The organism is Streptomyces yerevanensis (genome assembly GCF_000716805.1).
In the GTDB taxonomy this organism is placed as follows: Bacteria; Actinomycetota; Actinomycetes; order Streptomycetales; family Streptomycetaceae; genus Streptomyces; species Streptomyces flaveus.
On record NZ_JNWJ01000066.1, the window covers coordinates 1 to 24,965 of the forward strand.

The 24,965-nt window shown below is 70.8% G+C and carries 22 protein-coding genes; 9 read left to right on the forward strand and 13 right to left on the reverse strand.

Annotation, left to right across the window (positions count from 1 at the left end):
- Positions 1-317: 317 nt before the first annotated feature.
- Positions 318-1,070, reverse strand: coding sequence for a GntR family transcriptional regulator (locus OP79_RS40960; protein WP_033328097.1), 753 nt, complete (start codon positions 1,068-1,070; stop codon positions 318-320).
- Positions 1,071-1,237: 167 nt separating this feature from the next.
- Positions 1,238-2,434 (reverse strand): DUF4190 domain-containing protein, encoded by a 1,197-nt coding sequence (locus tag OP79_RS40965; RefSeq protein ID WP_033328098.1) that lies wholly within the window; start codon positions 2,432-2,434, stop codon positions 1,238-1,240.
- A gap of 87 nt (positions 2,435-2,521) precedes the next feature.
- On the opposite strand from OP79_RS40965, the gene OP79_RS40970 reads away from it, so the two are divergent.
- The gene (locus tag OP79_RS40970; RefSeq protein ID WP_033328100.1) at positions 2,522-3,739 is read left to right on the forward strand and encodes a serpin family protein; all 1,218 of its coding nucleotides are present in this window, start codon (positions 2,522-2,524) and stop codon (positions 3,737-3,739) included.
- Between the two features lie 29 nt (positions 3,740-3,768).
- Here OP79_RS40970 and OP79_RS40975 read toward each other — a convergent pair whose 3' ends face one another.
- Together OP79_RS40975 and OP79_RS40980 are read right to left on the reverse strand one after the other, a co-directional pair.
- The gene (locus OP79_RS40975) at positions 3,769-5,358 is read right to left on the reverse strand and encodes a S8 family peptidase (RefSeq protein ID WP_033328102.1); all 1,590 of its coding nucleotides are present in this window, start codon (positions 5,356-5,358) and stop codon (positions 3,769-3,771) included.
- Positions 5,359-5,601: 243 nt separating this feature from the next.
- Positions 5,602-7,788, reverse strand: a complete 2,187-nt coding sequence (locus OP79_RS40980) for a DEAD/DEAH box helicase (RefSeq protein ID WP_033328103.1) — start codon at positions 7,786-7,788, stop codon at positions 5,602-5,604.
- Positions 7,789-8,055: 267 nt separating this feature from the next.
- On the opposite strand from OP79_RS40980, the gene OP79_RS40985 reads away from it, so the two are divergent.
- Positions 8,056-8,625, forward strand: coding sequence for a DUF3159 domain-containing protein (locus OP79_RS40985; RefSeq protein WP_033328104.1), 570 nt, complete (start codon positions 8,056-8,058; stop codon positions 8,623-8,625).
- 161 nt (positions 8,626-8,786) lie between these two features.
- On the opposite strand, the gene OP79_RS40990 is transcribed toward OP79_RS40985, so the two are convergent.
- On the reverse strand, positions 8,787-9,533 hold the full coding sequence (locus OP79_RS40990; RefSeq protein WP_033328105.1) for an SAM-dependent methyltransferase: 747 nt from the start codon (positions 9,531-9,533) through the stop codon (positions 8,787-8,789).
- Between the two features lie 590 nt (positions 9,534-10,123).
- Here OP79_RS40990 and OP79_RS40995 point away from each other — a divergent pair.
- The 7 genes from OP79_RS40995 to OP79_RS41025 all read left to right on the forward strand — a co-directional run bounded on the left by OP79_RS40995 (position 10,124) and on the right by OP79_RS41025 (position 14,581).
- A complete protein-coding gene (locus OP79_RS40995; protein ID WP_033328106.1) occupies positions 10,124-10,372 on the forward strand; it encodes a type II toxin-antitoxin system VapB family antitoxin in 249 nt (82 codons plus the stop codon).
- Complete coding sequence (locus OP79_RS41000; RefSeq protein WP_033328107.1) at positions 10,369-10,782, forward strand: PIN domain nuclease; 414 nt, start codon at positions 10,369-10,371, stop codon at positions 10,780-10,782. The genes OP79_RS40995 and OP79_RS41000 overlap by 4 nt, the downstream gene beginning before the upstream one ends.
- Positions 10,783-11,049: 267 nt before the next feature.
- On the forward strand, positions 11,050-11,241 hold the full coding sequence (locus OP79_RS41005) for a DUF6177 family protein (RefSeq protein WP_033328108.1): 192 nt from the start codon (positions 11,050-11,052) through the stop codon (positions 11,239-11,241).
- Between the two features lie 9 nt (positions 11,242-11,250).
- A complete protein-coding gene (locus OP79_RS41010) occupies positions 11,251-11,739 on the forward strand; it encodes an SRPBCC family protein (RefSeq protein WP_033328109.1) in 489 nt (162 codons plus the stop codon).
- A 186-nt stretch (positions 11,740-11,925) separates the two neighbouring features.
- Positions 11,926-12,762 (forward strand): CPBP family intramembrane glutamic endopeptidase, encoded by an 837-nt coding sequence (locus tag OP79_RS41015; RefSeq protein WP_033328110.1) that lies wholly within the window; start codon positions 11,926-11,928, stop codon positions 12,760-12,762.
- Complete coding sequence (locus OP79_RS41020; protein ID WP_033328111.1) at positions 12,759-13,925, forward strand: sensor histidine kinase; 1,167 nt, start codon at positions 12,759-12,761, stop codon at positions 13,923-13,925. Before OP79_RS41015 ends, OP79_RS41020 begins: the two co-directional genes overlap by 4 nt.
- Positions 13,922-14,581 carry a response regulator gene (locus tag OP79_RS41025; protein WP_033328112.1) on the forward strand — a complete coding sequence of 220 codons (660 nt, stop codon included), beginning with the start codon at positions 13,922-13,924 and terminating at the stop codon, positions 14,579-14,581. Before OP79_RS41020 ends, OP79_RS41025 begins: the two co-directional genes overlap by 4 nt.
- Before the next feature lie 40 nt (positions 14,582-14,621).
- On the opposite strand, the gene OP79_RS41030 is transcribed toward OP79_RS41025, so the two are convergent.
- The 8 genes from OP79_RS41030 to OP79_RS41065 form a co-directional block, all read right to left on the reverse strand.
- Positions 14,622-16,160 carry a sensor histidine kinase gene (locus OP79_RS41030; RefSeq protein ID WP_078492336.1) on the reverse strand — a complete coding sequence of 513 codons (1,539 nt, stop codon included), beginning with the start codon at positions 16,158-16,160 and terminating at the stop codon, positions 14,622-14,624.
- On the reverse strand, positions 16,157-16,861 hold the full coding sequence (locus tag OP79_RS41035; RefSeq protein WP_033328132.1) for a response regulator transcription factor: 705 nt from the start codon (positions 16,859-16,861) through the stop codon (positions 16,157-16,159). Before OP79_RS41035 ends, OP79_RS41030 begins: the two co-directional genes overlap by 4 nt.
- Positions 16,862-16,927: 66 nt before the next feature.
- On the reverse strand, positions 16,928-17,812 hold the full coding sequence (locus OP79_RS41040) for an ABC transporter permease (RefSeq protein WP_033328113.1): 885 nt from the start codon (positions 17,810-17,812) through the stop codon (positions 16,928-16,930).
- On the reverse strand, positions 17,809-18,741 hold the full coding sequence (locus OP79_RS41045; RefSeq protein ID WP_033328133.1) for an ABC transporter ATP-binding protein: 933 nt from the start codon (positions 18,739-18,741) through the stop codon (positions 17,809-17,811). The genes OP79_RS41040 and OP79_RS41045 overlap by 4 nt, the downstream gene beginning before the upstream one ends.
- A gap of 256 nt (positions 18,742-18,997) precedes the next feature.
- Positions 18,998-20,620 carry an MFS transporter gene (locus tag OP79_RS41050; protein ID WP_078492337.1) on the reverse strand — a complete coding sequence of 541 codons (1,623 nt, stop codon included), beginning with the start codon at positions 20,618-20,620 and terminating at the stop codon, positions 18,998-19,000.
- Complete coding sequence (locus OP79_RS41055; protein WP_211270960.1) at positions 20,617-22,032, reverse strand: nitrosuccinate lyase; 1,416 nt, start codon at positions 22,030-22,032, stop codon at positions 20,617-20,619. Before OP79_RS41055 ends, OP79_RS41050 begins: the two co-directional genes overlap by 4 nt.
- Before the next feature lie 5 nt (positions 22,033-22,037).
- Positions 22,038-24,041: an FAD/NAD(P)-binding protein gene (locus OP79_RS41060; protein WP_078492338.1), complete on the reverse strand. Its 2,004-nt coding sequence runs from the start codon at positions 24,039-24,041 to the stop codon at positions 22,038-22,040.
- A complete protein-coding gene (locus OP79_RS41065) occupies positions 24,038-24,964 on the reverse strand; it encodes an NAD-dependent epimerase/dehydratase family protein (RefSeq protein ID WP_033328114.1) in 927 nt (308 codons plus the stop codon). Before OP79_RS41065 ends, OP79_RS41060 begins: the two co-directional genes overlap by 4 nt.
- Position 24,965: the final 1 nt, after the last annotated feature.

Here is a 24,965-nt window from a genome sequence, read left to right on the forward strand (position 1 = left end):
GGGTGGGGGGTGCGGGGTCGTGGGCCGGTGCGTCAGCCCGTCGCAGGGCGGGCATACGGCCCTGGCCTGGTACAAGGTCCTGGTTCTCCGAGACCGGACCTAAGCGACGGGCATACGACGCACCGGCCCACGCCCCCTCCCGCCGGAGAGAAGCCACGGGAGCGTTGGGGGTGCGGGCTTTCCCGGGGCCCGGGTAGGCGCAGGTTTTTAGGGGCGCGGGGAACTGCGCGACCAGCCACCGACGGCCCGCAGTCGCCAACGACCCGAACCCACCACCCCCGTAGGCACCCGACCCCACCTGCCGGTGAGGTAGCCGACTACCTCACCGGCAGGTGGTAAGACACCCGGTACCGGTCAGCCGGTACCACCACGTCCGCCGTCTCCACCGGCCGGCCCGACGCGAAGAACGTGCGCTGGATGACCAGGACCACGTGGCCAGGAACACCGCCCAGAGCGGCCAGCTCCTCCGCGAGACCAGGCCGCGCGGCGACTTCCTCCGTGACGTTGTCCACGATGATGTTGATGGCCGCCATGCGTTCGGCCACGCCCATGCCACCGAGGGGGCCCTCCTCGGGGAGCATCACGGGGGTGCGGCCCGTGACGGCCAGCGGTTCCCAGGACGTGGAGAGCATGATCGTCTCGCCTGCGTCCCGGAAGACGTACTGCGTGCACATCACGCGGTCACCCGGAGCGATGGCCAGCCGCGAGGCGATCGCGGCGCTCGCCTCGCCCTGGCGGCTGTGCGACTCCCAGGTGCCGCGCGCCTCGGCGTCGGCCTGCTCCTGGCGGAACGGGGTGGCGCCGCTCTCCGGCCGGTACCCGGAGCGGGCGATGCGGCGTGGCACGGGACGTGCGCGCACATACGTACCGGATCCCGAGCGGCCCTCGACCAGCCCCTCGGCCATCAGCACCTTGCGGGCCTCCAGGGCTACCGTGTCCGAAACGCCGTACTCCTGGCGGATTCTGGCCTGGGACGGGAGCCGGGTGTGGGGTGGCAGCGAGCCGTCGACGATCTTCTTGCGGAGATCACCCGCGACACGGAGGTACGCCGGCTGCTCACCGAATGCCACTGGCCGCTCCCATCAGGTTGTACAGACAGCAACAGCGTGGCAACCCAGGGTTGTATCAAGCAAGTAAAGGCCAGAGAATCACTCGATGTGATGACAGAGGGTGGGGCAGGTCTTTACCAGGCGCTTTCTCTCCGCTATGGACGCCGAGATCTGCGTATGGCCGACTGTCACACCTCGGCGCCGCCACCCCCGGTGCTGCCGCCGCTTTCGCCAGGCTCCTCGTCGTAAGTCGGCGGGGTCGTGGCAAGGCCCAAAGCCTTGCGTGCGGTGATCGTCCCCTTGGGGTCGGTGAGGCTCTCGGCCTTCACGTAGTGCTCGTAGTAGGCGTCCAGGTCGGCTGCCGTGCCGGCCTTCTGCCACTCCTTCTGGGCCGCGTCGAGGTCCTTGACCAGCGCGGTGACCGGGCCTTGCGCGTCGGCGCCCCAGTCGTGGCCGCGGAGTATGCCGACCTGCTCGGTGAGGGCGCCGGAGACCCGTGTCGCCCACTGCTTGTGGCCGGGCAGGTCGTCCTCGATGTCCCCCTCCAGGGGCACCGACTCCATCGCCTCGTTGTGGACCTGATCCGCCTTCAGGTATGCGATCTGGTCGGCGTCGAGCGTGGTCTCGTCGCTGCGCAGCGAGCCGGTCAGGCCGGCCGATGCGTCCACGTTGCCGAACAGGCAGCTGATCTCGCGGTCACCCAGGTCCCAGCTCTGCCGGGTCGGGGTGAAGTAGTAGATGTCGACATCGTCCGGCAGGGCCCAGGAGTCCATCGCGTACGCGTGCTGAAGCGTGTAGCACTTGTCGTCGGCGGCCTCGGTGATGGCGGTGTCACCCGGGTAACCGCCCTTGTCCAGCTGGAAGTTCGCGAAGACCTCGCCGTCGTGCTCGCCCGCGCACGGCACCTTGTCGACGTCGTACGCCACGCCCTCCAGCGAGCCGCCCGGCGCATCGAAGCACTCGCCCTTGTCGACGGAGAAGGTCGCGCCCTCCCGCGCGCCCTCCTTGAAGCCCTCCCAGAACTCGGACGCGCCGCCGCTCGCGAACGCGAACACGAGGAACGCGGTGCCGATCCCGGAAAGGATCATCCCTGCGATCGCCATGCCCTTGCCACGCTCGCCCTTCTTCTTGATCTGCACCAGCGCGATGCAGCCGAGGATCAGCCCGATCAGCGGGAGGAAGCAGAGGATGCCGAGTACGAGCGCGGCGATCGCGAAGCCGTTGACGGAAGGGGGAGGAAGAGGAGCGTACGGAGGGTGTTGCCCCCAGGGCTGATAGCCGTACGGTCCCTGTCCCTGGCCGGGTTGTGCGCCGTACGGGCCCGGAGGCGGGTAGTACTGGCCGCCTTGGGGCTGCTGCGGCCCAGGGGGCGGAGGTATGTCCACTAGTACCGTGCTCCTCGTCCGAGCTGTGCGAGAACTGACGTACGACAGGCGCATGGTAAGCGTGGGGCGAAGGAGGGCGGAACGCGGATGACGAACGCGTCGATGGCGCCTGCCGGGACGACGGTCGGCGCGGTCAACGGGCTGACGGCGCGGTGGGCCGGTGCGGCGACGGGTGGCACGGTCTTCTCGGCCGCCGGCGTCTGGCCGTTGCTGGCCTTTCTGGCGGACGGCGCGGGCGGTGCGGCACGTGCGGAGCTGGCCGATGCGGTGGGGCTGCCGGCCGAGGAAGCGGCTGGTGCGGGGCGGGAGTTGATGGGGGCCCTGGGCGGGATGCGGGGCCTTGACTCGGCCCTCGGGCTGTGGACCAAGCGGACGCTGGAGCTACGGGAGGAGTGGGCGAAAGGGCTGCCGGCACAGACGCACGGAGTACTCACGGGGGACGAGGGGACGGATGGCGCGGCGCTGGACGCGTGGGCAGCGCAGCGGACCGGTGGCCTGATCGAGCGTATGCCGGTCGTGCTGACGCCGGACACCGAGCTGGTCCTGGCCAGCGCCCTGGCCATGCGTACGCAGTGGCTGCGCCCCTTCAAAGAGCTGCCCGTGAATACCGCCTACGGGCCCTGGCGCGGGCGGACGCTCCTGGGGCTGCGCCGCACCAGCATCCTGCTGGACCGGGTCGGTGTGGCCGACACACCAGAGGGACACGTCACCGAGCTGAAGGTGCTCGGCACCACCGGTATCGATGTTCATCTCCTGCTCGGCGAGGAGCGGATGACGCCGGGTCAGGTGCTGGGGGCGGGGGTCGGCATCATCGAGGGCACGCACCCGGTCGTGCCCGGTCCTGAACTCCCGTACGGCGATGTGGGACCCGGTCTGCGCGTCGAGAAGGTACGCCGCCTGCGGCCCCGGCCACCGACGCTGGACGTGACGACCCTGGCGTACGACATGACGGCGCACCACGATCTGCTGGAGCTGCACCGGATGTTCGGCCTTACGACGGCGCGCGACACCAAGCGCGGGCACTTCCCCGGAATCAGCGGCTTTGACCTGGCCATCGGGTCGGCCCGGCAGTCGAGCATGGCGAGGTTCGGCGCGCTGGGATTCCGCGCCGCGGCGGTGACGGCCATCGCGGCCGTTCCTGGTAGCGCAGCGCTCGACCCTCGCTATGTGACCACCACGATCGGCTCCCGCTTCGACCGCCCCTTCGGCTTCCTCGCCGTCCACCGCCGCTCGCGCCTCGTCCTCGCGGCGGGCTGGGTCACGGACCCGAAGCCGTACCGCGAGGACGAGGGTTACGCATGGTGAGCTACTGAAGGTGCGTCAATGATCAGGGCTCAGAACTGAAGTGCCCAGGAGTCGATCCGCCCGGTGTCCTGCGCCGCGTTGTCGCTCACTCGGAGCTTCCACGTGCCGTTCGCGACCTCCGACGAGGCGTTCACGGTGTACGTGGTGTTGATGTTGTCGGCGGAGCCGCCCGTGCCGTACGCCTTCAGCGTGTAGGCGGTCCCGTCCGGGGCGATCAGCTGGACCTGGAGGTCGCCGATGTACGTGTGGACGATGCTGACCGGCACACTCAGGGCCGAGGGTGCGTTGCCCGTGACGCCGGTGACCGCGAGCGGTGACTCGACGGTGGCGTTGTCGGCGATCGCGTAGTCGCCGCCGTTCTCGAAGCGCGAGCCGGTGGGCGGCGGGGTGGTGCCGCCGCTGCCGACGCGCAGGAGGCGGTTGGGCGAGCCGGTGCCGGGGCTGGTGACGACTCCGGTGGTGGCGGAGTTGACCAGCGCGGTCTGGACGGCGGCCGGGGTGGCGGTGGGGTTGTCCGCCAGGTAGAGGGCGGCGGCTCCGGCTACGTGTGGGGTCGCCATGGACGTACCGGAGATGGTGTTCGTCGCGCTGTCGCTCGTGGCCCAGGTGGAGGTGATGGAGGAGCCGGGGGCGAAGAGGTCCAGGACGGTGCCGAAGTTGGAGTAACTGGCCTTGGCGTCGGTGCTGGTGGTGGCGCCGACGGTGATGGCCTCGGTGACGCGGGCGGGCGAGCGGGTGCTGGCGTTGACCGTCTCGTTGCCGGCCGCGACGGCGTAGGTGACGCCGGAGGCTATGGAGTTGCGTACGGCGGTGTCGATCGCGGTGTCGACGGTGCCGCCGAGGCTCATGTTGGCGACGGCCGGCTTGACGGCGTTGGTCGTCACCCAGTCGATGCCCGCGACGACCTGGGCTGTCGTGCCGGAGCCCGAGTTGTTGAGAACGCGGACGCCGACGATCTTCGCTTTCTTGGCGACGCCGTACGCCGTGCCCGCGACCGTGCCCGCGACATGGGTGCCGTGGCCGTGGCCGTCCTGGGCGGTGTTGTCGTTGTCGACGGCGTCGTAGCCGTTGGCCGCCCGGCCGCCGAAGTCGGTGTGGGTGATGCGGACACCGGTGTCGATGATGTAGGCGGTGACGCCCTCACCTGCGGTGTCGTCGTAGGTGTAGCTCTGGTTCAGCGGGAGGGCCGCCTGGTCGATGCGGTCCAGGCCCCAGGAGGGCGGGCTGGGCTGGGTCGCCTCGATCGAGAAGACGCGGTTCTGGACGACGGAGGCGACGGCCGGGTCGGCGGCGAACTTCTTCGCCTCGGCCTCGGTCGCCTCGACGGCGTAGCCGTTCAGCGCCTTCTTGTACGTACGCTCGATGGTGGCGCCGTACTCCTTGGCGAGTGCCCTGCCCTCGGCGGAGCCGGCCTTCGCGACGTCCGCGTCGAGGGTCACGATGTAGCTGTTCGCGATCGTCCCGGGTGCGTCTGCGTACTGGATGGCCCGGACGGGGCCCACGGGGGCCGCGGCGGCCTGGGCGGGGAGAGCGGTGACGAGGCCGGCGACAAGGGCCGTCGCGCTGATTCCGGTGGCGATTCCGGCAAGTCTTCGCCGGGCATGACGCATCACTGCCATCTGAGGGATCCTCCTCAATAGGTGGCGCGCTGGTGGGGGGTGGTGCCGGTGGAGCACACGCAGGTGGTGCGGGCTGGTGCAGGCACACAAAAGAAGACAGGGTCATGCCAAGTTCGGTGACAACCCTGTGTGTCAGCCGAAAGATTGAGGCTTCCACAGGAATTGCACAAGAGCCCTGCACGGACGTAACACAGGCGCCATACGCCAGTCATGACACAACGTCATAAACCGCGCGCCGACAGCTCACGTGACTGTGGCCAGCCGTTGCTGCTCCTCCTCCACTATGCGGCGGGCGAGGGTGCCGTCCGAGACGTCGACGGCGTCCGGGGTCGCCTCGGCGACATCGCTGCGGCGGGCGTACGCGTCGAAGAGTCGGGCCTTGTTCTCCAGGATGCGCAGCAGCCGGTCGTCCACGCTGTCCGTGGCGAGCAGGCGGTGCACCTGGACCGGGCGGACCTGGCCCATACGGTGGGCGCGGGCCACGGCCTGGTGCTCCAGGGTGGGCTTGACCTGCGGTTCGCACAGGATCACCACGGACGCCGCCTGGAGGTTGAGACCGATGCCACCGGCCTCTATCTGGCAGAGCAGGACTGCGTGGCCGTCGACCGCCGTGAACTCGTCGACCAGCTGCTGCCGGCGGACGGCCGGGACCCCGCTGGCCAGCGGTCCCAACGCGCCCTCTCTCAGGGCCTGTTGGACGACGGTGAGTACGTCCCGGAAGTACGAGAACACGACCACCTTGAGCCCGTTCTCGGCCGCCTCGGCCACCAGCTCGCGCAGGCGTTGCAGCTTCGCGGACTTCTCGGCGTCCGCGTACGCGGCTCTGCGCATCGCCATGAAGTTCCCGGCGGCGACCGCCTCGCGGTAGGCATCCTGGTCGGCGGCGCTGAACTCCTCCCACTCGTCGACCTGGAGCAGCGCGGGCAGTTCGGTGAGGACGTCCTGCTGGTTGCGGCGCAGGTAGGCGGGGGCGACGGACTTGCGGAAGGTGTGCGGGCCCGCGACCGCGTCCCCTCCCTGGATCTGGGGCACCAACTCGGGCTGGAGGTAGCGGACGAGCGTACGGAACTCCTGGACGCGGTTCTCCATCGGCGTACCCGTGAGGAACAGGACGCGCTCGCACCGGTCGGTCCAGGCAGCGACGGCACGGGAGCGGCGGGCGTCGGGATTCTTCACGTAGTGGGCCTCGTCGACGACGAGTGCGGCCGGGGGTGCTGTCGCTCTGTCCGGCGCGGGCAGGCTGTGCAGTACGTCGAAGGTGGTGACCGCGACGCCGCCACGCTCACGCCACTCCGCGTACGCGTGCCGACGCTCGGGGCCGTGCACGGGCATCGTCCGCAGGGTGCTGCGCGAGCGGATCTCGCGGGTCCAGTTGATCAGTACGCTCGCCGGGCAGACCACCAGGAAGTGGCTGTGCCCGTGCGCCGCCAGGTGCGCGAGCACGGCGATGGCCTGGACCGTCTTGCCGAGCCCCATCTCGTCACCGAGCACCACCCGGCGCTGTGCGAGTGCGAACCGTGCACCGAAGGACTGGTAGCCGCGCAGCGAGACCCGGCGGTGGGTGTCGTCCAGCCCCTGCGCATGCACCCGCTCGGCGACCTCCGCCGGCAGGAATCCCTCGGCGGCCGCGACGTCGGGAGCGCTGCCGGCGACTTCGGCGAGCTGGCTGTAGTACTCCGTGGAGCGCAGCTCGAAGTCGACCCATGCCTCGGCCTCGGAGGCGGACTCGCGCAGCAGATCGGTGGAGGCCTGCGCCAGCAGCAGTCGTACGTCTTCGGTGTCTGCGGTGAGTTCGTGCAGCTCCGCGACCGCTACGAGCGCGCTCTCCCGCCGGGCTCTCGTGGACAGCGCCATCCGCAGCCGCCCACCGGCGGGCCTGGCCGCCGGAAGCAGCACCTTCAGCTTCCGTTCAAGCCGCTCGGCGGCGTCCACGGCGCGGCGCAGCTCGGGTCCCGCCTCGACCAGCCGCCGCAGCGCGATCACGAGAGCGGTGGTCCGGGGCTCCGGGTGATCGACGTCGATCCGTACGGACACGGTCTCCTCGACCGCCCGGGCGATCTGCCGGGCTGCGGCGAGCGCCTGATCGGCGGTCTGCGCCCCGACCCCCGGGATCTGTCGCAGCTCGAACCGGCTCGCCTCGTACACCTCGCGCACGGACCCGACCCCGGCCGCTTCCAGAGCTGCGATCCGCAACCGCCCCTCGGTGGCGTCCTTCAGCCGCGAAACGGGAATGCCCGCCAACTCCTCGACGACGAGCCCGGCCTGGATCGGCGCGAGTGCGGCCCGCACGGCCTCGACGGCCCGCCGGTGATCGTCGAGCACTGCCAGAGCGTCTTGATGCAGCCGCTCGCCCCGCGCCAGCACGTGCCGTGCTTTCCGCCCCACGGGCGCGAACACGGGGCTGCCGTCCGCCCCCTCACCGAGTGCCATGCCGCCCCTTTTGCCCCGCACTTACGCCGTTCCTCGACCGTTGCTGCGCCGTCTGGCGCGATGAGGGTCATCTTTCCACGGGGGACTGACAGCGGCGGGGTGGTCTTGGGGGCAGCGGCGGTACGTGGCCGTGACTACTGCGGCACGTTGGCGAAGTGCTCGACGACCGAGCTGAGCTCTGCTGTGGGGCTTTGCTTTAACGGCACTTCCTCTTTGACGGCCCATTAGGTCTCACCTGCTGCAATGGGAGTCCGAAAGGAGCTGCGCATGATCCGATACGTCATCAGCTTCCTCCCCTGGATCGCCTACGCGTGCGTCGCGACGAGCGACGAGTGGCGCAACGGCGCCCTGGTGGGACTCGGCGTCGCTCTGGTGGTCGTCAGCTACGACCGCATGACCGGCAAGGCATGGGACGAGATGGTGATCGAGTCCAGCGCCGTCATTTTCTTCGCGATCATCACTGCCATCTCCTTCGCCTCTCCCGACTCCTCACTGATCAAGTACGGCCCCTCGCTCGTCGACGCCTGGCTGGCGCTCACCGCCTGGGGTTCGCTGCTCGTCCGGCGGCCCTTCACTCTGGGCGTCGCGCGCAAAATGGCGCCGCAGCACGTGTGGGCCACTCCGCGCTTCTACCGGATCAACTCGGTGATCACCTCGGTATGGGCGGCGGCATTCACCCTGACCGCGGTGGCGCTCTACGTACAAACGCATGTGGCTCCGCACGCCACCACCACCGCCATCGCCATCAAGGTCGCCGGCTTCGCCCTCCCCGCGCTCTTCACCGTCCGCTACTCGGCAGCGGCCGCGAACCGGGCCCGGCAACAGCAGACGGCCTGACACCGGCCGGTCACCCCAGTCACCGCAGCGTGTCCGGACGCTGTCCGCAGGACGCCGACCGGCCTGCGGCAGCCGGTCGACCGAGGTGCGGTGCCGCGCGAGTGAGCCCCGGCTGGTTGCGCCGGGGCTCACTCTGAGTGGTGTCAGCGGTGGGTGGTGTGTCAGCGGTCCATCAGTACGAAGACGCCCCACCCGAGGTGTTCGCGCTGGTACCTGGTGTGCTGGACGGGTGATGCGGTGAGTTCCGCGCGCATCTCGTCGGCGAGCTCGTCGTCGGGGTTGGTATCCAGCCAGCGGCGGATGTTGAGCCACTGCGCCGCGACGTACCGGTCCCAGCTGTCCTGGTCGGCAAGGACCATCTCGACGACATCACAGCCCAGGGCGCCGAACTGTTCGAGCAGTTCCGGCAGCGGGAGCAGGTCGTCCTTGCGGGCCATGTGGCAGCCCTCGACGGTGGCCTGGTCCTGAGGCTCGCGGCGCCAGTACGGTTCGCCGACCAGCATCATGCCGCCGGGTACGAGGCTGCGGCGCAGGAGTTCGACGGTGCCCGGCACGCCGGGGCCGATCCAGGTGGCGCCGACGCAGGCGGCGATGCCGACCGGATCGTCGGCGACATGGCCCGACGCGTCCGCGTGCACGAAGCCGACCCGGTCGGCCACGCCCAGCTCCACGGCCCGCGCGCGGGCGGCGCCGATGAAGACGGTGCTGATGTCCACCCCGGTGCCGGTCACACCGTGGTCGCGTGCCCAGGTGCACAGCATCTCGCCCTTGCCGCAGGCGAGGTCGAGCATGCGCGTGCCCGGCGACGGACTGATGGCCTGACCCAGGACGGCCAGTTTTTCGCTGGTGAACGGGTTGGAGATGCGATGTCCGCTCTCGCGGATGGTGAAGCTACGTGGCAGATCCACTACTGGGATTCCTTCGGTCCGAGGAGGTCAGAACGGCTGGGGAAGGCGGCTGGCGGAAGCTGGCCGCGATTACCTGGACCGTCATCAAATGCACCTCTTCGGACGTTCGGACGAGGGAAGGCCGAGACCGGCCAAGACCGGTCGAACGTACGGCCGTTGAGATCGTCGCGTCCATCGCATTTCCGCATTTCGCACCGCCGTCTGCGGCCTGTCCTGCCCGGTCGGTGAGTAGTCGGCTCGGCTTGCTCGAGGCAGAGCAAGCCGAGCCCATGGACATCTACCGGCACCACTGCCCCGGCCTCGCAGCGGCGCAAAAAGTGGGTGAACGAACTCCACCTCGACGACCCCACCGCGTGATGACCGTCGGTGAAGGCCGTAGCGCTCCAGCAGGGAAGCCGCGACGGGACCGTCACGACCGGCTTCGCGGCCACGCGCGGGTCTGAACGGCAGCTGAGCCTGCGGCGCCCCGCGTTCAGCAGGTCGGGCGAGCCCGTGAGGGCCAGGTGCCGAAGCCGGGGGTTGCCGCTGGGTGCCCTCCACCCTCCTATGTATCCATGCTAGATTTTGGATATACAAATGAGGGGTGTCACATGGGCAAGACACTGATCGAGATCGACGAAGAGGCACTGGCCGTGGCGCAGGACGCATTCGGCACCAAGACGAAGAAGGACACCGTCAACCGCGCCCTGCGCGAGGTCAGCGACCGGGTCAAGCGCCACGAGGCCCGCATGGCAGCAGAACGTATCGCCGCCGAAGCCCTGGACCTCGACGCCCTGACGGACAAGTCCACCTACCGCCCAGGCCTCACTGTCGGCAACGACCAGGAACGGGCTGCGTGAAGTACCTGGCTGACACCTCAGCGGTGGCGCGCTTCCTGCAGCACGGCGCGGACACCTGGGGATGGGGAGAAGCGCTGGACTCCGGACTGGTCGGCATGTGCGAGATCACGGAGCTGGAGGTCCTCCGCTCCGCACGGTCAGCTGCGCACCACAAGCAGATGGAACAATATCTGGGCGGGTTCTACGCCTGGCTGCCGATCCCGGACGACACCTTCCGGCGGGCCCGGCAGGTCCAGCAGATTCTCGTCGATCACGGCGAGCACCGCAGCGCCGGACCGGTCGACCTTCTTGTCGCGGCGGTGGCCGAACTGTCCGACCTCACCCTGCTGCACTGCGACCGCGACTTCGAGGCGATCGCCCGGCACACCGGCCAGCCCACGCTGATGCTCACGGACGGCTCCCGGCCGTAAAAACTGCCACGAGGCAGCCACCCAACGCCGCCACCATGAAGATCCATGGCCATCTGGACGGACACCTCACGGACGTCCAGCCCTGCCGAGACTTTCATTGGGCGCAGGATGTCCTGCGCCCAATGAAAGTAACAATCAGTAGCGCAGTGGCCACTACGACGCAGGAGCCGCCCTTGAGGCGCCCCGGCCGGCGCCCCGTCGGCACGGGTACGGCCAGGCAACGGGCTCGCGGGAGCGCGCCTGCCGAAACCCGCCGCTCTTCGAAGCATGGTCCAGCAGGGAACCCGTAACGAGATCTGCATGGCCGACTACGCGCCACGCCCCACGGACAGGCCCGCACTCCACTACGCCCTGGGCGACGGCACCACCTCCGAAGCCTGGACCACACTCCAGCAACTCACCGCCCACCTGAAAGCCGCCCCGAGAACTGAACACCAGGTAGGACTTCATCGCCCCTAAAATCGAGCCATGGACAGAACCGACCGCGCCAGCAGAGTGATCGCGGCACCACCGGCGACTGTCTACGGCGCCCTCCTCGACCGGGATTCCCTCGAGGCCTGGCTGCCGCCGGACGGCATGCGCGGGCGGGTCGAGCGGTGGGACCCCCGGCCCGGTGGCGGGTTCCGGATGGTCCTCACCTACCTCGACGCCTCCGACAGCCCCGGCAAGACTTCGGATGCGACGGATGTCGTCGAGGTCGGGTTCGCCGATCTGGTGCCACCGGAACGCGTGGTGCAGCAGGCGGTGTTCGAGGCCGACGACCCGTCGTACGCGGGCACCATGACGATGACCTGGCACCTCGCTGCCAACGGTGACGGGACCGAAGTGACCGTCACCGCCACGGACGTGCCACCCGGCATCGACCAAGCGGCCCACGAGGCCGGGATCGCCTCCTCGCTGGCCAACCTGGCGTCGTATGTCGAAGGACCCGTGCGTGGCGGTGCCGCCCGCACCTGAGCACCCTCCGAAGACTGGCCCGGGCATCGGCGGGGCCCCACCGGCGGCAGGCCGGCCTATGGAATCTGTCCCCCGTGCGAGCTACGCGCAGGTGTCCACCGAGTGGTGACGATTCCGGGCCGTCGGATCCATAGCTTTCTGCACAGCCCGCGGCACTCCGGTCGCGGATCTGGCGTAGGAGTTCTCATGAGGCTGGTCTGGCAACTCGTGGCCGTCGCGGCGGTCGCTTTCCTCGGTGGTCAGGGGCTTGCCGCGGCGGAGGACAAACCGTGGCTCCAGCTGGCCGTCGGCGTCCCGACAGCCGTGCTCGCGGTGCTTGTCTACGGGTGGGTGGTACGGCGGACCGAGCGCCGCCCGTCCACGGAGGTGGCCCTGGAAGGTGCCCCGGCCGCGACAGTCCGCGGAACGCTGATCGGCGCCGCGCTGTTCGGGGCTGTCATGGTGAACCTCTTCACCTCCGGGTACTACGAGGTCGACGGCCTGGGCTCGGTGACGGGCGCGGTGGGGCTGTTCGGCTTCATGGCCGCCGCCGCGGTGACGGAGGAACTGATGTTCCGCGGCGTCCTGTTCCGTATCACCGAAGAACGCATCGGCACATGGATCGCGCTGGTGCTGACCGGTGCGCTGTTCGGTCTGTCGCACCTGCTCAACCCTGACGCCGGCCTGTGGGGCGCCGCCGCCATCGCCATCGAGGCCGGCGGCATGCTCACCGCCGCGTACGTCGCCACCCGCAAGCTGTGGGTGCCGATCGGCCTGCACTTCGGCTGGAACTTCGCCGCGTCCGGCATCTTCAGCACCGAGGTCTCGGGCAACGACACCCCCCAGGGACTGCTGGACTCCGCGACGTCGGGCCCGGCGCTGCTCACCGGCGGCGACTTCGGCCCGGAGGGAAGTGTGTACTCGGTGCTGTTCTGCGTACTGACGACGATCGCGTTCATGTGGCTGGCCTACCGGCGTGGCCATGTGGTGCCTCGCCGCCGGCGCGCCGAGCGGATCGACGCCACCGCTAAACTCCCCCGATGATCAGCCTTCGACGGGCCCCGGATCGGTGGCGCAGGTCCGACGTCACGGTCCGGGATCTCCCGCTCGGAGTACTGTGCTTCGCCGCATCGCTCCTGCCGGCGTTCCACACCCACGGGACACAGCTCGGCGGCGTGCCGGCCCGTCCCTTCGACGCGCTGGCCGTCGTGGCGATCGCCCTCGAATGCCTCCCGCTCGCCGTGCGCCGGCGGTGGCCGGTCGTCTGTCTCGCCCTGGTGTCGCTCGGCTTCGCCGTCGACCAGCTCCGCGGCTACCACTCGCTCGCGGGCACCGCGCTGCCCATCGCGCTGCTGAGTGTGGGGTCCCATCTGGAACGGCACCGGCGTGCCACCGCGCTTCTCTTCTCCGTGGCGTACATGCCGCTGGCGGTCGCGCTCTCCCGGCTCGGTTCGGGCGAGCCGCTGAGCGGGTTCGTGATGTTCTACCTGGCGCTGGTCCTCGCGTGGGGCATCGGGTCATGGCTGCGCTCCACCCGGGTCGCGGAGGCCGAACGCCGCCGCCGTATCGCCGAGGACACCCGTACCGCCGAACGCACCCGCATCGCCCGCGAGCTCCACGACGTCGTGACCCATCACGTGACGGCGATGGTCGTGCAGGCCGAGGCAGCGCGCTACCTGACCGCCGCGCCCGATCGCCTCGACCAGACCCTGACCGCCGTCACCGACACCGGCCGACGGGCCATCACCGACCTGCGGCACCTGCTCGACCTGCTCAACCCCGACCACGGCAGCGACCACCACGCCGAGGCCAGGACACCGGCCGTCGGCCGACTGCTCACCCTCGTGGAGCAGACGCGCCGGGCCGGGCAGCCGGTGGAGTTCACCGAGGAGGGCACGCCGCCGGAGTCGACCGGCAGCGCCGAACTCGTGGCCTACCGAGTCGTGCAGGAGGCCCTGACCAACGCCCTCAAATACGCTCACGGCAGCCGCACTTCGGTTCAGGTGCGCCACGCCGAAAGGGAGATCACCGTGGAGGTCAGTACGGACGGTTCCGGCTCGCAGGCCGCCTCCCCCGGCGGCAGCGGGCGGGGCCTGGCCGGTCTCCGCGAACGGGTCGACGTCCTGGGTGGCGACTTCAGCGCGGGCCGGCAGACGGCCGGTGGCTTCGTCGTACGGGCGCGTATACCTGCGGGGAGCCCGTCGTGACCGCGCCGATCCGGGTCCTGGTCTGTGACGACCAGGTGCTGATCCGCACCGGGCTGGTGACGATCATCGACGCTCAGCCCGACCTCGAGGTGGCCGGCGAGTGCGGAGACGGGCAGGCCGCGGTCGATCTCGCCGGCCAAGTGCACCCGGACGTCGTGGTGATGGACGTACGCATGCCGGTACTCGACGGCATCGAGGCCACCCGCCTGCTGGCCGGTGCGGGGGTGCCGCGCCCCGTCAAGGTGCTCGTGGTGACCACGTTCAACCTGGACGAGTACGTCTACGAGGCGCTGCGCGCAGGGGCCAGCGGATTCCTGCTCAAGGACGCACCACCCGCCCAACTGCTCCACGGGATCCGGACCGTGGGCACGGGCGCGGCGCTGCTGGACCCCGAGGTGACACGTCGGCTCGTGGGCAGGTACGCCGCCCGCATCCGCCCCGCCGAGGGCACCTCGCACGACATCCCGCTCACCCCCCGCGAGCTGGAGGTCCTGCGCCTCATCGCGGACGGCCTCTCCAACAGCGAGATCGCCGCAGCCCTCGTGATCAGCCCGGAGACCGTCAAGACCTTCGTCTCCCGCATCCTCACCAAACTCGACCTCCGCGACCGCGTCCAAGCCGTCGTGTACGCCTACCGCCAAGGCCTGGTCACCTGAACCGCCCCGGCTTCACCAGCGCCACGAGATCGCCGTCCCGCTAGGGATGCAGCGGCAGCAGCATGCGAAAGGTGGCGCCCGCGCCAGGGGCCGTGCTGATCTCCACCCGGCCGTGGTGGGCTGTCACCAGGGAATCGACGATCGAGAGGCCGAGGCCTGCTCCGCCTCCCTCGGCTCGGCCTCGGGCGTCGTCCGCGCGGTAGAAGCGGTCGAATGCACGGGCGGCCTGTTCGGGTGACATTCCTGGGCCTTCGTCGGACAACTCCAGGACCGCCAGGCCGTCCTGGGCGCCGACGCCGATCCGTACCGGGGTGCCGGGCGGGGTGTGGGCGATGGCGTTGCCGACGAGGTTGGAGGTCACCTGTCGCAGTCGCGCTTCGTCGCCGAGGACCGGTGCGCCGCCGGGTGGGCCTTCGCCCGGGCCGGTGAGGGAGACCGGGCGCCCGGGGTCGAGCGCGCGCAGGTCGTGCAGGGCGTCGGCGGCCAGGGTGCGCAGGTCCATGGGGGTGAGCCGGAGGGGCAGGTCCGCACCGGCGGCGTCCTCGTCGAGGCGAGCGAGCAGCAGCAGGTCCTCGACCAGCCGGACGAGCCGGGCTGCCTCCCGCTCGATGCGGCTCATCGCGGCGTCGACGTCGGTGCGTTCGGGCATGCCGCCCATCCGGTACAGCTCGGTGAAGCCCTTGATGCCGAAGAGAGGGGTACGCAGTTCATGGCTGGCGTCCGCGGTGAAGCGCCGCATGCGTTCGGCGGTGGCGGCCCGCGCGGCGTCACCTGCTTCGATCCGGTCCAGCATGCCGTTGAGCGCGGCGGACAGGCGGCCCAGCTCGGTTCGCGTCGAGGCCGGCTTCGGGACGCGACGGGAGAGGTCGCCGGCCGCGATGGCCGCGGCTGTCGTCTCGATCCGGCGCAGGGGACGCAGCCCGGCGCGTACGGCGAACCACCCGACCCCGCCGAGCAGCGCGAGCACCAGGGAGTCGATCACGAGCACCCGGACGCCGAGCCGGCGGATCGTCGCGTCCACCTGGGCGAGTGAACCGGCGACGACAACGCTCCCGCCCTGGGCGGCCTCTGCCTGTTGCCCCTGCCGCTCGTCGTCCGGCGCGGCCACGGATACGACGATCACTCGCCAGGCATCGCCGCCGTTCTCGGCCGGGGCTTCGAAGGGATGTCCGCTGCGTACGTCGACCGCCGCCGCGTCGAGCGTCGGCAGCTCGGGTGCACTGGCGGTAGCCGGCCGAAGGACTCGCTGTACGCGCCCGTCCGAGTCGAGGTAGGCCAGATAGACGTCTCCCGTCAGCTCTCGTTCCACGGTGTCCCGCATCTGTGGCGCCGTATCGCCGGGTGTGCCGGACAGGTCCGGCAGACGCGCCGCCACCCTGGCAGCGGTATGCAGCCGGCCGTCCAACTGGTGCACCAAGCTGCGCTGGAGCAAGGCGACGAGCAGCGCATTGCTGCCGAGCAGGGCCACTACGAGCAGCAGCAGGGAGATGATCACCAGTCGGCCGCGCAGCGAGAGCCGTCCGCCCGGACCGCGCAGCGGGAGCCGTCGGCCGGGGCCGCGCACCGGCGACGCGCTCACGGCCGGGGCCTGCGCAGTACGTAGCCGGTGCCGCGCACCGTGTGGATCAGCTTCGGTTCGCCTGCGTCGATCTTGCGGCGCAGGTAGCTGATGTACGAGGCGACGATGCTGTCGTCGCCTCCGAAGTCGTAGTGCCAGACCAGTTCGAGGAGTTGAGCCTTCGACAGCACCCGTCCGGCGTTCTCCATCAGCACACGCAGGAGGCTGAACTCGGTCGGGGACAGCTGCACCGGCTGCCCGCCCTGCGTCACCTGGTGGCTGTCGGGGTCCAGTTCCAAGTCGCCCACGACCAGCCGGCCGTCCGGGTGGTGACCGCTGGTGCGGCGCAGCACGGCCTGGATGCGCAGGATGAGCTCCTCGAGGTTGAACGGCTTGGTGACGTAGTCGTCTCCGCCGGCCCTGAGCCCGCTGATCCGGTCCTCGGCCGCGTCGCGTGCGGTGAGGAACAGCACCGGCGGGTGGCCCGCTCCAGGAGCGGGATGCTGCTCACGCAGTCGGCGTACGACCTCGAAACCGTCGACATCGGGCAGCATCACGTCCAGGACGATCAGGTCGGGGCGCTGGTCGTGCACCGCGGCCAGCGCCTGCGCGCCGGTCGCGGCCGAGACGACGTCGAACCCGGCAAGCCGCAGACTCGCCGACAGCAGCTCACGCAGCGTCGGTTCGTCCTCCACCAGCAGCAGCCGTTGTGATGCCGCCATACGTCCCGCCCCCGACCGATCGTCCAGTCCCACTTCTCCTGGCTTCTCCTGGCTTCTCCTGGTCCGCTAAGCGTCGCGCCTGCGGAAGACGATGAACGCCGCCGTCAGCAGGACCGCGACACACCCCGCCATGACCGTGAGTCCGGCCCAGGGAGCCAGTAGCGCCGGATCACGGTAGCCGGTGATGATCTGTCCGCCGGCAATGGGCGGCCAGTACTTCGACACCCAGTCGCCGACCGCTCCGGGCAGTGCCGGTGCGAACGCCTGCACGATCAGCATCACGCCGAACAGCGTCGTCACCGTAGCCGTCGTACTGCGGATCACGGTGCCGAGCGCCAGTCCGAACAGAGCGGCCAGGGCCAGGTACAGGCCGCCGCCCCAGATGCCGCGCGCCGCCAGACCATCGGACAGACCCAGGTGCGGAGCGTTCGCCCCGGCCAGCGACGCCTGCCCGACGAGAAACCCGGCGAGCGACACCAGCAGCCCGACCGGCAACGCCACACCCACCAGCACCACGGCCTTGGCCGCCAGCACCCGGCCCCGATGCGGCACGGACGTCAGCGTGCCGACGATCGTGCGGGCACCGTACTCGGCGGTGATCACCAGACCGCCCAGGAGACCGAGCGCGATCTGCGCCAGCAGATAGCCTCGCAGACTGACGGCCAAGGGGTCGAAAGCGGCCCGGTCCTCAGCCGCCATGTCCGCGTACTCGGTCCCGGCGGACGTGCCGTTCAGAGCGGCGAGCCCCACACAGAACGCCAGGGTGCCCAGGACCACGTACAGGGTCGATCGCATCGTACGAATCTTGATCCACTCGGCGTGCAGACAGTGCCGGAACGACGCTCGGCCCGCCGACTTCGGGGCGGCGGGCGAACTGTGCGGCCGCACTCGCGCGAGCGCGTCCCCTGTCCTCAGCATCCCCAGCCGGGTCCGCGCGGCCGTCCGGCTCATCGGCTCGCCTCCTTCTCCGTCTTCTCCGCCTTCTCCGTTCGGAATTCCAGCGCATCACGCGTCAGGTCCATGAACGCCTGCTCCAAGGACACTTGACGTGGTGTCAGCTCGTGCAGCTCCACATCGCCGGCCGCGGCCAGCGACCCGATCTCAGCCGCCTCAAGACCGGTCACCACCAGTCCGTCCGCACCATCCGTGCGCACGTCCACGGCCGAGGCCAGCATCCGGTGCAGCGCGGCAGTCTCTGGACTGCGTACCAGGACCTCACGGTCGGAGTGCGCTTCGATGAATGCCTTCATCGTCATGTCCGCGATCAGCCGACCGCGCCCGATGACGATCAGATGGTCGGCGGTCAGCTCCATTTCGCTCATCAGGTGGCTCGACATCAGCACGGCGCGCCCTTCGGCGGCCATCCGCCGCATGAGCGAACGGATCCACACAATGCCTTCCGGATCGAGACCATTGAGAGGCTCGTCGAAGACCAGCACCGGCGGATCACCCAGCAACGCCGCGGCGATCCCGAGCCGCTGCCGCATCCCGAGCGAGAACGTCCCGGTCCTGCGCCGGCCCACGTTCTCCAGGCCGACTTCCGCCAGTACCTCCTCCACCCGGCCGCGCGGGATGCCGTTCCCGGCCGCGAGCGCCAGCAGATGGTGGTACGCGGTACGACTCGGCAGCACCGCCCCCGGGTCCAGCAGAGCCCCGACCGCTTTCAGCGGCGCGGGCTGCGCAACGTAAGGCCGCCCGTTCACTGTGGCAGTGCCCGAACTGGCGGCGTCCAGGCCCAGGATCATGCGCAGCGTGGTCGACTTCCCTGCGCCATTGGGCCCCAGAAATCCAGTCACCTCCCCCGGGCGAACAGCGAAGGTCAGCCCCTCCACGGCGAGGACCTCGCCGTACCGCTTGGTCAGCCCATGCACTTCGATCATCAGGACTCCAGAACCGATGGTGTGCGCCATACGCGCGATCACCGCACGCACCACCCACACTCATCCACCCGTCTGGGCCCGACCTGCACGAGTGTGAACGCTCCATGGGAACCGAGGGCCACGCCCGCCGGAAAAGACCACGCCACGGCGTCCACCCCGCCGAGGACTCACACAGAACTCACAGAATGTGGCCGCCCATCGGCATCGCCGTCTCCCCGGAAGGCACCTGTGAGGTTGGTGTCAGCGCCCCGGTAGGTCATCGCGCCCCGGTCCCCCGCCCTTGTTCCTGTGCTTTCCCCGCTTCCGATGTTCCCGTCCCGCTGTTCCCGCTGTTCCCGCTGTTGACGTCCCGCACGCGCAACCCGACGACGCACACGGCGAACCCGACGAGGGCCAGTACGGCGGTCCAGAACGTGGCCGCGTACATCGCGTCGAGGAAGGCACGGTCGGCCGTGGCCGCCAGTTCCGGCAGACGCAGCGAGCCGGCCAGCGAGCGTGCCGCCTCGGCCGAGGTCCGGGCCTGCTCTTCGGCGCTCACCGTCAACCCCTGTGCGTCACCGGGCAGTTCGGCGTCCGCCATCCGCGCCCGGTACACCCCGGAGAGGACCGAGCCTGCCATCGCCACCCCGAGCGTCCCGCCCACCTGCCGTGTGACGCTGTTGACGGCCGATCCGGCGCCCGCGAGATGCGGCGGCACCCCGCTCATCATCACGGCCGTGACCGGCGTACCGACCAGACCCATCCCGAACCCCTGCACCCACAGCAGCGCGGCGACGGTCAGGACGGGGGTCCGTCCGTCGAACCACAGATAACCGACGTACGTCGCGGCCGTGGCCAGGACTCCGGCCGCGACCGTCCACCGGGCCGACAGCAGCCGGCTCATCGCCGGGGAGGCCTGGCTGCCCAGGACGATGCCGACCGCGGCGGCGATCATCACGGTTCCGGCGTCGGCGGGGGAGAGTCCGCGGGGCCCTTGGAGGTAGAAGGCCGCGTAGAACAGATGCCCGGCCAGCGCCATGAACGCGATCAGCAGCACCACACTCCCGGCCGTGAACCCGGGCTGCCGGAACAGCCGCAGGTCCAGGCTGGGGGCCGGGGACCTGCGCTGACCGGCCACGAAGGCGGTGAGCAGTGCGCCACCCAGGAGGAGGGGGAGGAGGACGTGCGGGCCGTACCAGGTCCGTCCGTTGCCGAGCTCGATGATCCCGTAGACCACGCCGCCGAGGCCGAGCACCGACAGGCCCATCCCCGGCAGATCGAGCACCCGGCGCCGGGGACCTTTCAGTTCGGGTACGACGGCCACCACCCCGGCCAGACACAGGGCCACGATCGGCACGTTGACCAGGAACACCGAACCCCACCAGAAATGGCTGAGCAGCGCCCCGCCCACGACCGGGCCGACGGCCACGCCCAGACCGCTGGACGAGCTCCAGATCGCTATCGCCCGGGTGCGTTTCTCCTCCGGAGTGCTCTGCACGATGACCGACAGAGTCGCGGGCATCAGCAGCGCACTGCCCGCGCCCATGAAGGCCCGCGCCACGATCAGCCAGGCCGGGCTCGAGGCGAACGCCCCGGCGCCGGAGGCCGCGCCGAACAGTGCCAGACCGGCGATGAGGGTGGTGCGGGGGCCGAAACGGTCGGCCAGCGCGCCGCCCGCGAAGAGGGTGCCGGCGAAGACCAGGGTGTAGGCGCTCGCCACCCACTCCAGTTCGGCGGGGGTCGCACCCAGGCCCTCGTCCGGGTCGGCGAGGGTGGTGACGGCGACGTTGAGGACCGAGGTGTCCAGCCAGATCAGCATCTGGGCGCAGACCACGACCACCAGGACGGGCCACGACCGGGACGGCGCGGCCTTCTCTTCCGTCGGGCTCACGGTGCTCATCGGATGCCTCCGTCGTCCGTGGTGTCGCCGAGGTGCCCGTAGCCGCGCAGCGCCCGGTCGACCAGCGCGTCGGCGGCGCCCGTGTAGCGGGCCGGGTCGAGCAGTTCGGACAGCTGGTCGGGGGTGAACCGGGCCGTCACCTCGGGATGGCCGGACAGCACCTCGCCGATCGTGCGCCCGGTGTCGGCGGCCTCGGCCGAGGCGGCGGTCAGCAGCTTCTTCGCCCGTACCTTGCCGAGCACCGGGGCGAGCGCCACCGTCAGCCGTTCGGTGACGATGGCGCCGCCGGTCAGCTCGAGATTGGCGAGCATCCGTTCGGGGTGCACGATCAGCCCCTCCGCGAGTTCGACGGCCGTGTGTGTGGCCCCGCCCGCCAGCCGCAGCGCCTCCCGCAACGGCTGCCACTCCGCATGCCACGCCCCGGCGGGCCGCTCGTCCTCGGCGAGCATGCACTGCGCCAGTACGAGGGCATGGGCGGGCACTTGACGGGCCGCCGCCACGATCAGCGTGGCGAGCGCAGGGTTCCGCTTCTGCGGCATCGCCGAAGAGGCCCCGCGTCCCGCGGCCGCGGGCTCGGACACCTCGCCGATCTCGGTACGGGACAGCGTCTGCACATCGAGCGCGAACTTCCCGAGCGCTCCGGTGACCAGCTGGAGCACCGCGCCCAGTTCGGCGATCGGAGTGCGCACGGTGTGCCACGGCAGCACCGGCTCGGCCAGCCCCAGTGCCTCGGCGAAGGGGGCGAGCAGTTCCACGCCGCCCTCACCCACCCCGCCGTCCAAGGCCGCGTACTCGCGGTACGCGGCCAGGGTGCCTGCCGCGCCGCCGAGTTGGGCCGGTAGCGCGGACGCGACCGTACGGACCCGGGCCAGGGCGTCGGCGACGAGTTGGAGCCAGCCCGCTGCCTTGAGGCCGAGGGTGGTGGGCACCGCGTGCTGGGCCAGGGTGCGCCCGGCCAGGACCGTGTGGCGGTGGGTGTCGGCCAGCGCGGCCAGGGCGGCGCCGGTGCGTTCCAGGTCTGCGGCGATCAGGCCGAGCACTCTGCGGGCGACCAGCATGGCCGCCGAGTCGAGGATGTCCTGGCTGGTCGACCCGCGGTGTACGTACTCGGCGGCTGCCACGTCCCTGGCGGCGACCACTTCGGTGAAGGCGCTCACCAGCGCGACGACCGGGTTGGCCGCGGCCCGGGCCGCATGGGCCAGGGCGACCAGGTCGAGGCGGTCCGCGCGGGCCACCGAGGCGATCGCCTCCACCGCCGCGGCGGGCGTCAGCCCGACGGCGTGCTGGGCCCGGGCCAGCGCCACTTCGGCGTCCAGCATCGCCTGCAGCCATGCCTCGTCGGTCACCTCGGCCGCGACGGGCGTGCCCGCCCAGGTCGGGGCGAGCAGGCCCGCGTCGGTGCCCACAGACATCCCGTTCACGCTCTTCGGCCCCCTGCGCCTGGTGTCTGACGTACGGTCAAAGTCCTGGCGGACAACGCCACTTCGTTCCCCGCCAGCTGCAGAGCCGCCCGCGCGATCGCGTCCGAGTCCTCCAGCGTCACCGAGCCGACGCCCGGCCTGATGCCGACCGCCGTCACCCAGCGCACGCCCTCCGTCGGCACCCCGAAGGCGAACCGGCGCGGATGCGCCCGGCCCGCCGCGTCCACAAGCCGGGGCGGGCTCCCTGTCACAGCGAGTCCACCCGTCTCCCAGCCGGTCAGCCGGTACGGGCCGCACTGGCCGGCCGTCAGCAGCCCCCGCAGCAGCGGATTCGTGCTCCGCCGCAGATCGACAACGGGCAACCGCGCCTCGACCAGTGCGCTCACCAGCACCTCAGGCGCGGACACCAGCTCCGCGTCCACGAGGAAACCGCCTTCGCGTGCCGAGGGCCGCACCCGCATCCGCGGACCGACCATGTGCAGCACCTCGGCCTCGATCAGCGCGATCAGCTGCTCGATCCGGAAGGCCGGCGGACCGATCGAGGTGAACGCGTTCAACGGCGTGTACCAACCGTCCAGTTCGGCACGGTACGACTCACCGGAGACACCGCCGTGGTCGACCACCAGCCGGATCTCGTTGCGCAGATCCCGCAGGGCGTCCAGCGCGGCCTTCAGCGGCCCGCTCACATTGCCCAGCCGGGCCTCGGCGACATCCCGCCGCAGGTGGTCCAGCAGCCAGTGCCGGAAGTCGTCCCGGCCGGCGAAGGTCCGCTCGCCGTACGGACGCTCGATCCGCTGCCAGTCCCACCGCTCACCGGGCGGCACCGCGTACCGGTCGAGCAGGGCCGCTTCCCCGGCCCCGGCAAGACTGGCCCCGGCAAGACAGGACCGTACGAACTCATCGGCGGCCCCGGGCCCGTGGGCGGCCAGGATCCACGCCTCGTGGTAGACGGTGCGGACCTCCCGGTCGATCAACGGCCAGATGTCACTGCGAAAGGTGACGGGCTGCCCGCCGTCCGCCGGCCGCCGCAGCCCGGCGATGACCTCCGGGGTGAGGAACCGGGGGTGGTGGCGGCCGAGTGCGCCCTTCTCGTTCTCGCCCCGGGCGTGGTACGGCACACCGCGCCGCGAACCGGCGTACAGGATCGGCTCGTTGCCGCTCGGGAGGTACACGAGTCCGGACTGGCTCTCCTTGAACGTGCCGCCGCGGCCCTCGGTGAGCAGCGCCAGTTGGTCGAAGAAGTTCAGCCCAAGACCGCGCAGCGCCACCCGCGTGCCCGGCAGGATGCCGCTCAGATCGGCGTCGGCCGGGTTGGCGGGACCCACATAGGCCAGGCCGTACCGGTCGGCGAAGGAGCGCAGCTCCCGTTCCTCCTGGCTCGGGGTCAGCTCCCCGTGGCCGAGCGCCAGGACCACCGCGTCCATCCCGGACAGCAGGCCGCCGTCCTCCAGTGTCACCGTCTGCCGCCCGTCCGGGGCGTCGTCCAGCGCGACCGCGGTCGCCCGGTGCGTGTGGACCGTCACTCGGGGAGTGGCGGTGCGCAGAAGGTGCCGGAACACCCACTTCAGGTAGTGGCCGTGGAATGCCCGGGTCGGGTAGGTGTCCGGGCCGAGCCGCCGCGCCTCGTCCAGGACCCGGTCCGGGCAGCCCTCGGCGAACGCTCCCTGGCTGACCATGCGCGCCCACTCGTACAGGCTGGGCCCCGGCACCGACGGCCCCACGCAGTCCACGCTGTCGTCGGTGAACAGGGTCACCTGGGAGGCGACCGTGTTCATCAGCAGCTCGTCCGGCTGGTCGGTACGCCACACCGCGCCCGCGCCGGGCGGGTACGGGTCGACGAGGTGGACCACGACCGGACGGGTGGTCCCGGCGGTGCCGTCGGCGTTGGCGCAGATCCGCTCCAGGACCGAGAGCCCTCGTGGACCGGCACCGATCACACAGATGACGAGGGCGTCACCGGGCCCGCTCTGTGCCGACCCGGTCAGTCCTGGCTCGGTCATTCCCCGCCCAGCCCGTCGCGCCAGCTCGGCCGCAGCGGCTTCCAGGCGAGTGCCGTACGGGCCCGGTCGTTGGCCGCGCCGTGTGCCGCGGTGAGCTGGTGGGCCATGAACCAGCCGAGCAGCCGGGGCGCCATCGCCGCCGGAACCGTGCGAGGGGGCGGGCCGCCCAGCGCGCGGGCGTAGTGCGGCAGCCACTGCGCGGCCGGGGCCGGGTCGTCGTCCGTCACGTGGAAGACCCCGGTGGCATCCGACTCCACGGCCGCCACCGCGGCCCCCACGGCGTCCTCCACATGCAGGAACGACATGATCCCGGAGCCGCCCTCGGGCAGCGGGAGCTTCCCGGCCAGCACCCGCTGCCCGGTCCCGCCGTCACGGGCGTACGCGGTCCCGGCGCCGTACAGCGTGCCGTACCGCAACACCGCGCCCGCGAGGTCCGGGCCGCCGCCCAGGACCAGCCGCTCCAGCTCGGCGACGGCCCGTACGGTGGCGGCCCAGCCGGGGTCCGGGGCGTCCACGTACAGCGGCGCGTCCTCGTCGAGGACCGGATCCCCGGCCGGGGCGGCGGCGAAGGCGATGGACTGCGCGACCAGCCGCCGCGCACCGGCCGCCCGGGCCGCCGCGACCAGGTTGGCGGTGCCCTCGGTACGCAGCCGCGCGGTCAGCGCGAAGGCCCCCGCGGGGTCGTCGCGCAGCAGCCGCAACGCCGACATCTGGTGGACGACCACCTCGGGCCTGGCGGCCGACACCGCCGCCAGCAGGGCCTGACGGTCGAGGGCGTCGGCGACCACGACCGCGTCCGCCTCCGGGGCCCCGGCCCGGGACTCCTCACGTACCAGCGCGCTCACCTGGTGTCCTCGCGCCCGCAGCGCGCCCACCAGCGGATGTCCGACCACTCCGGTGGCCCCGGCGACCAGCACCCGCACG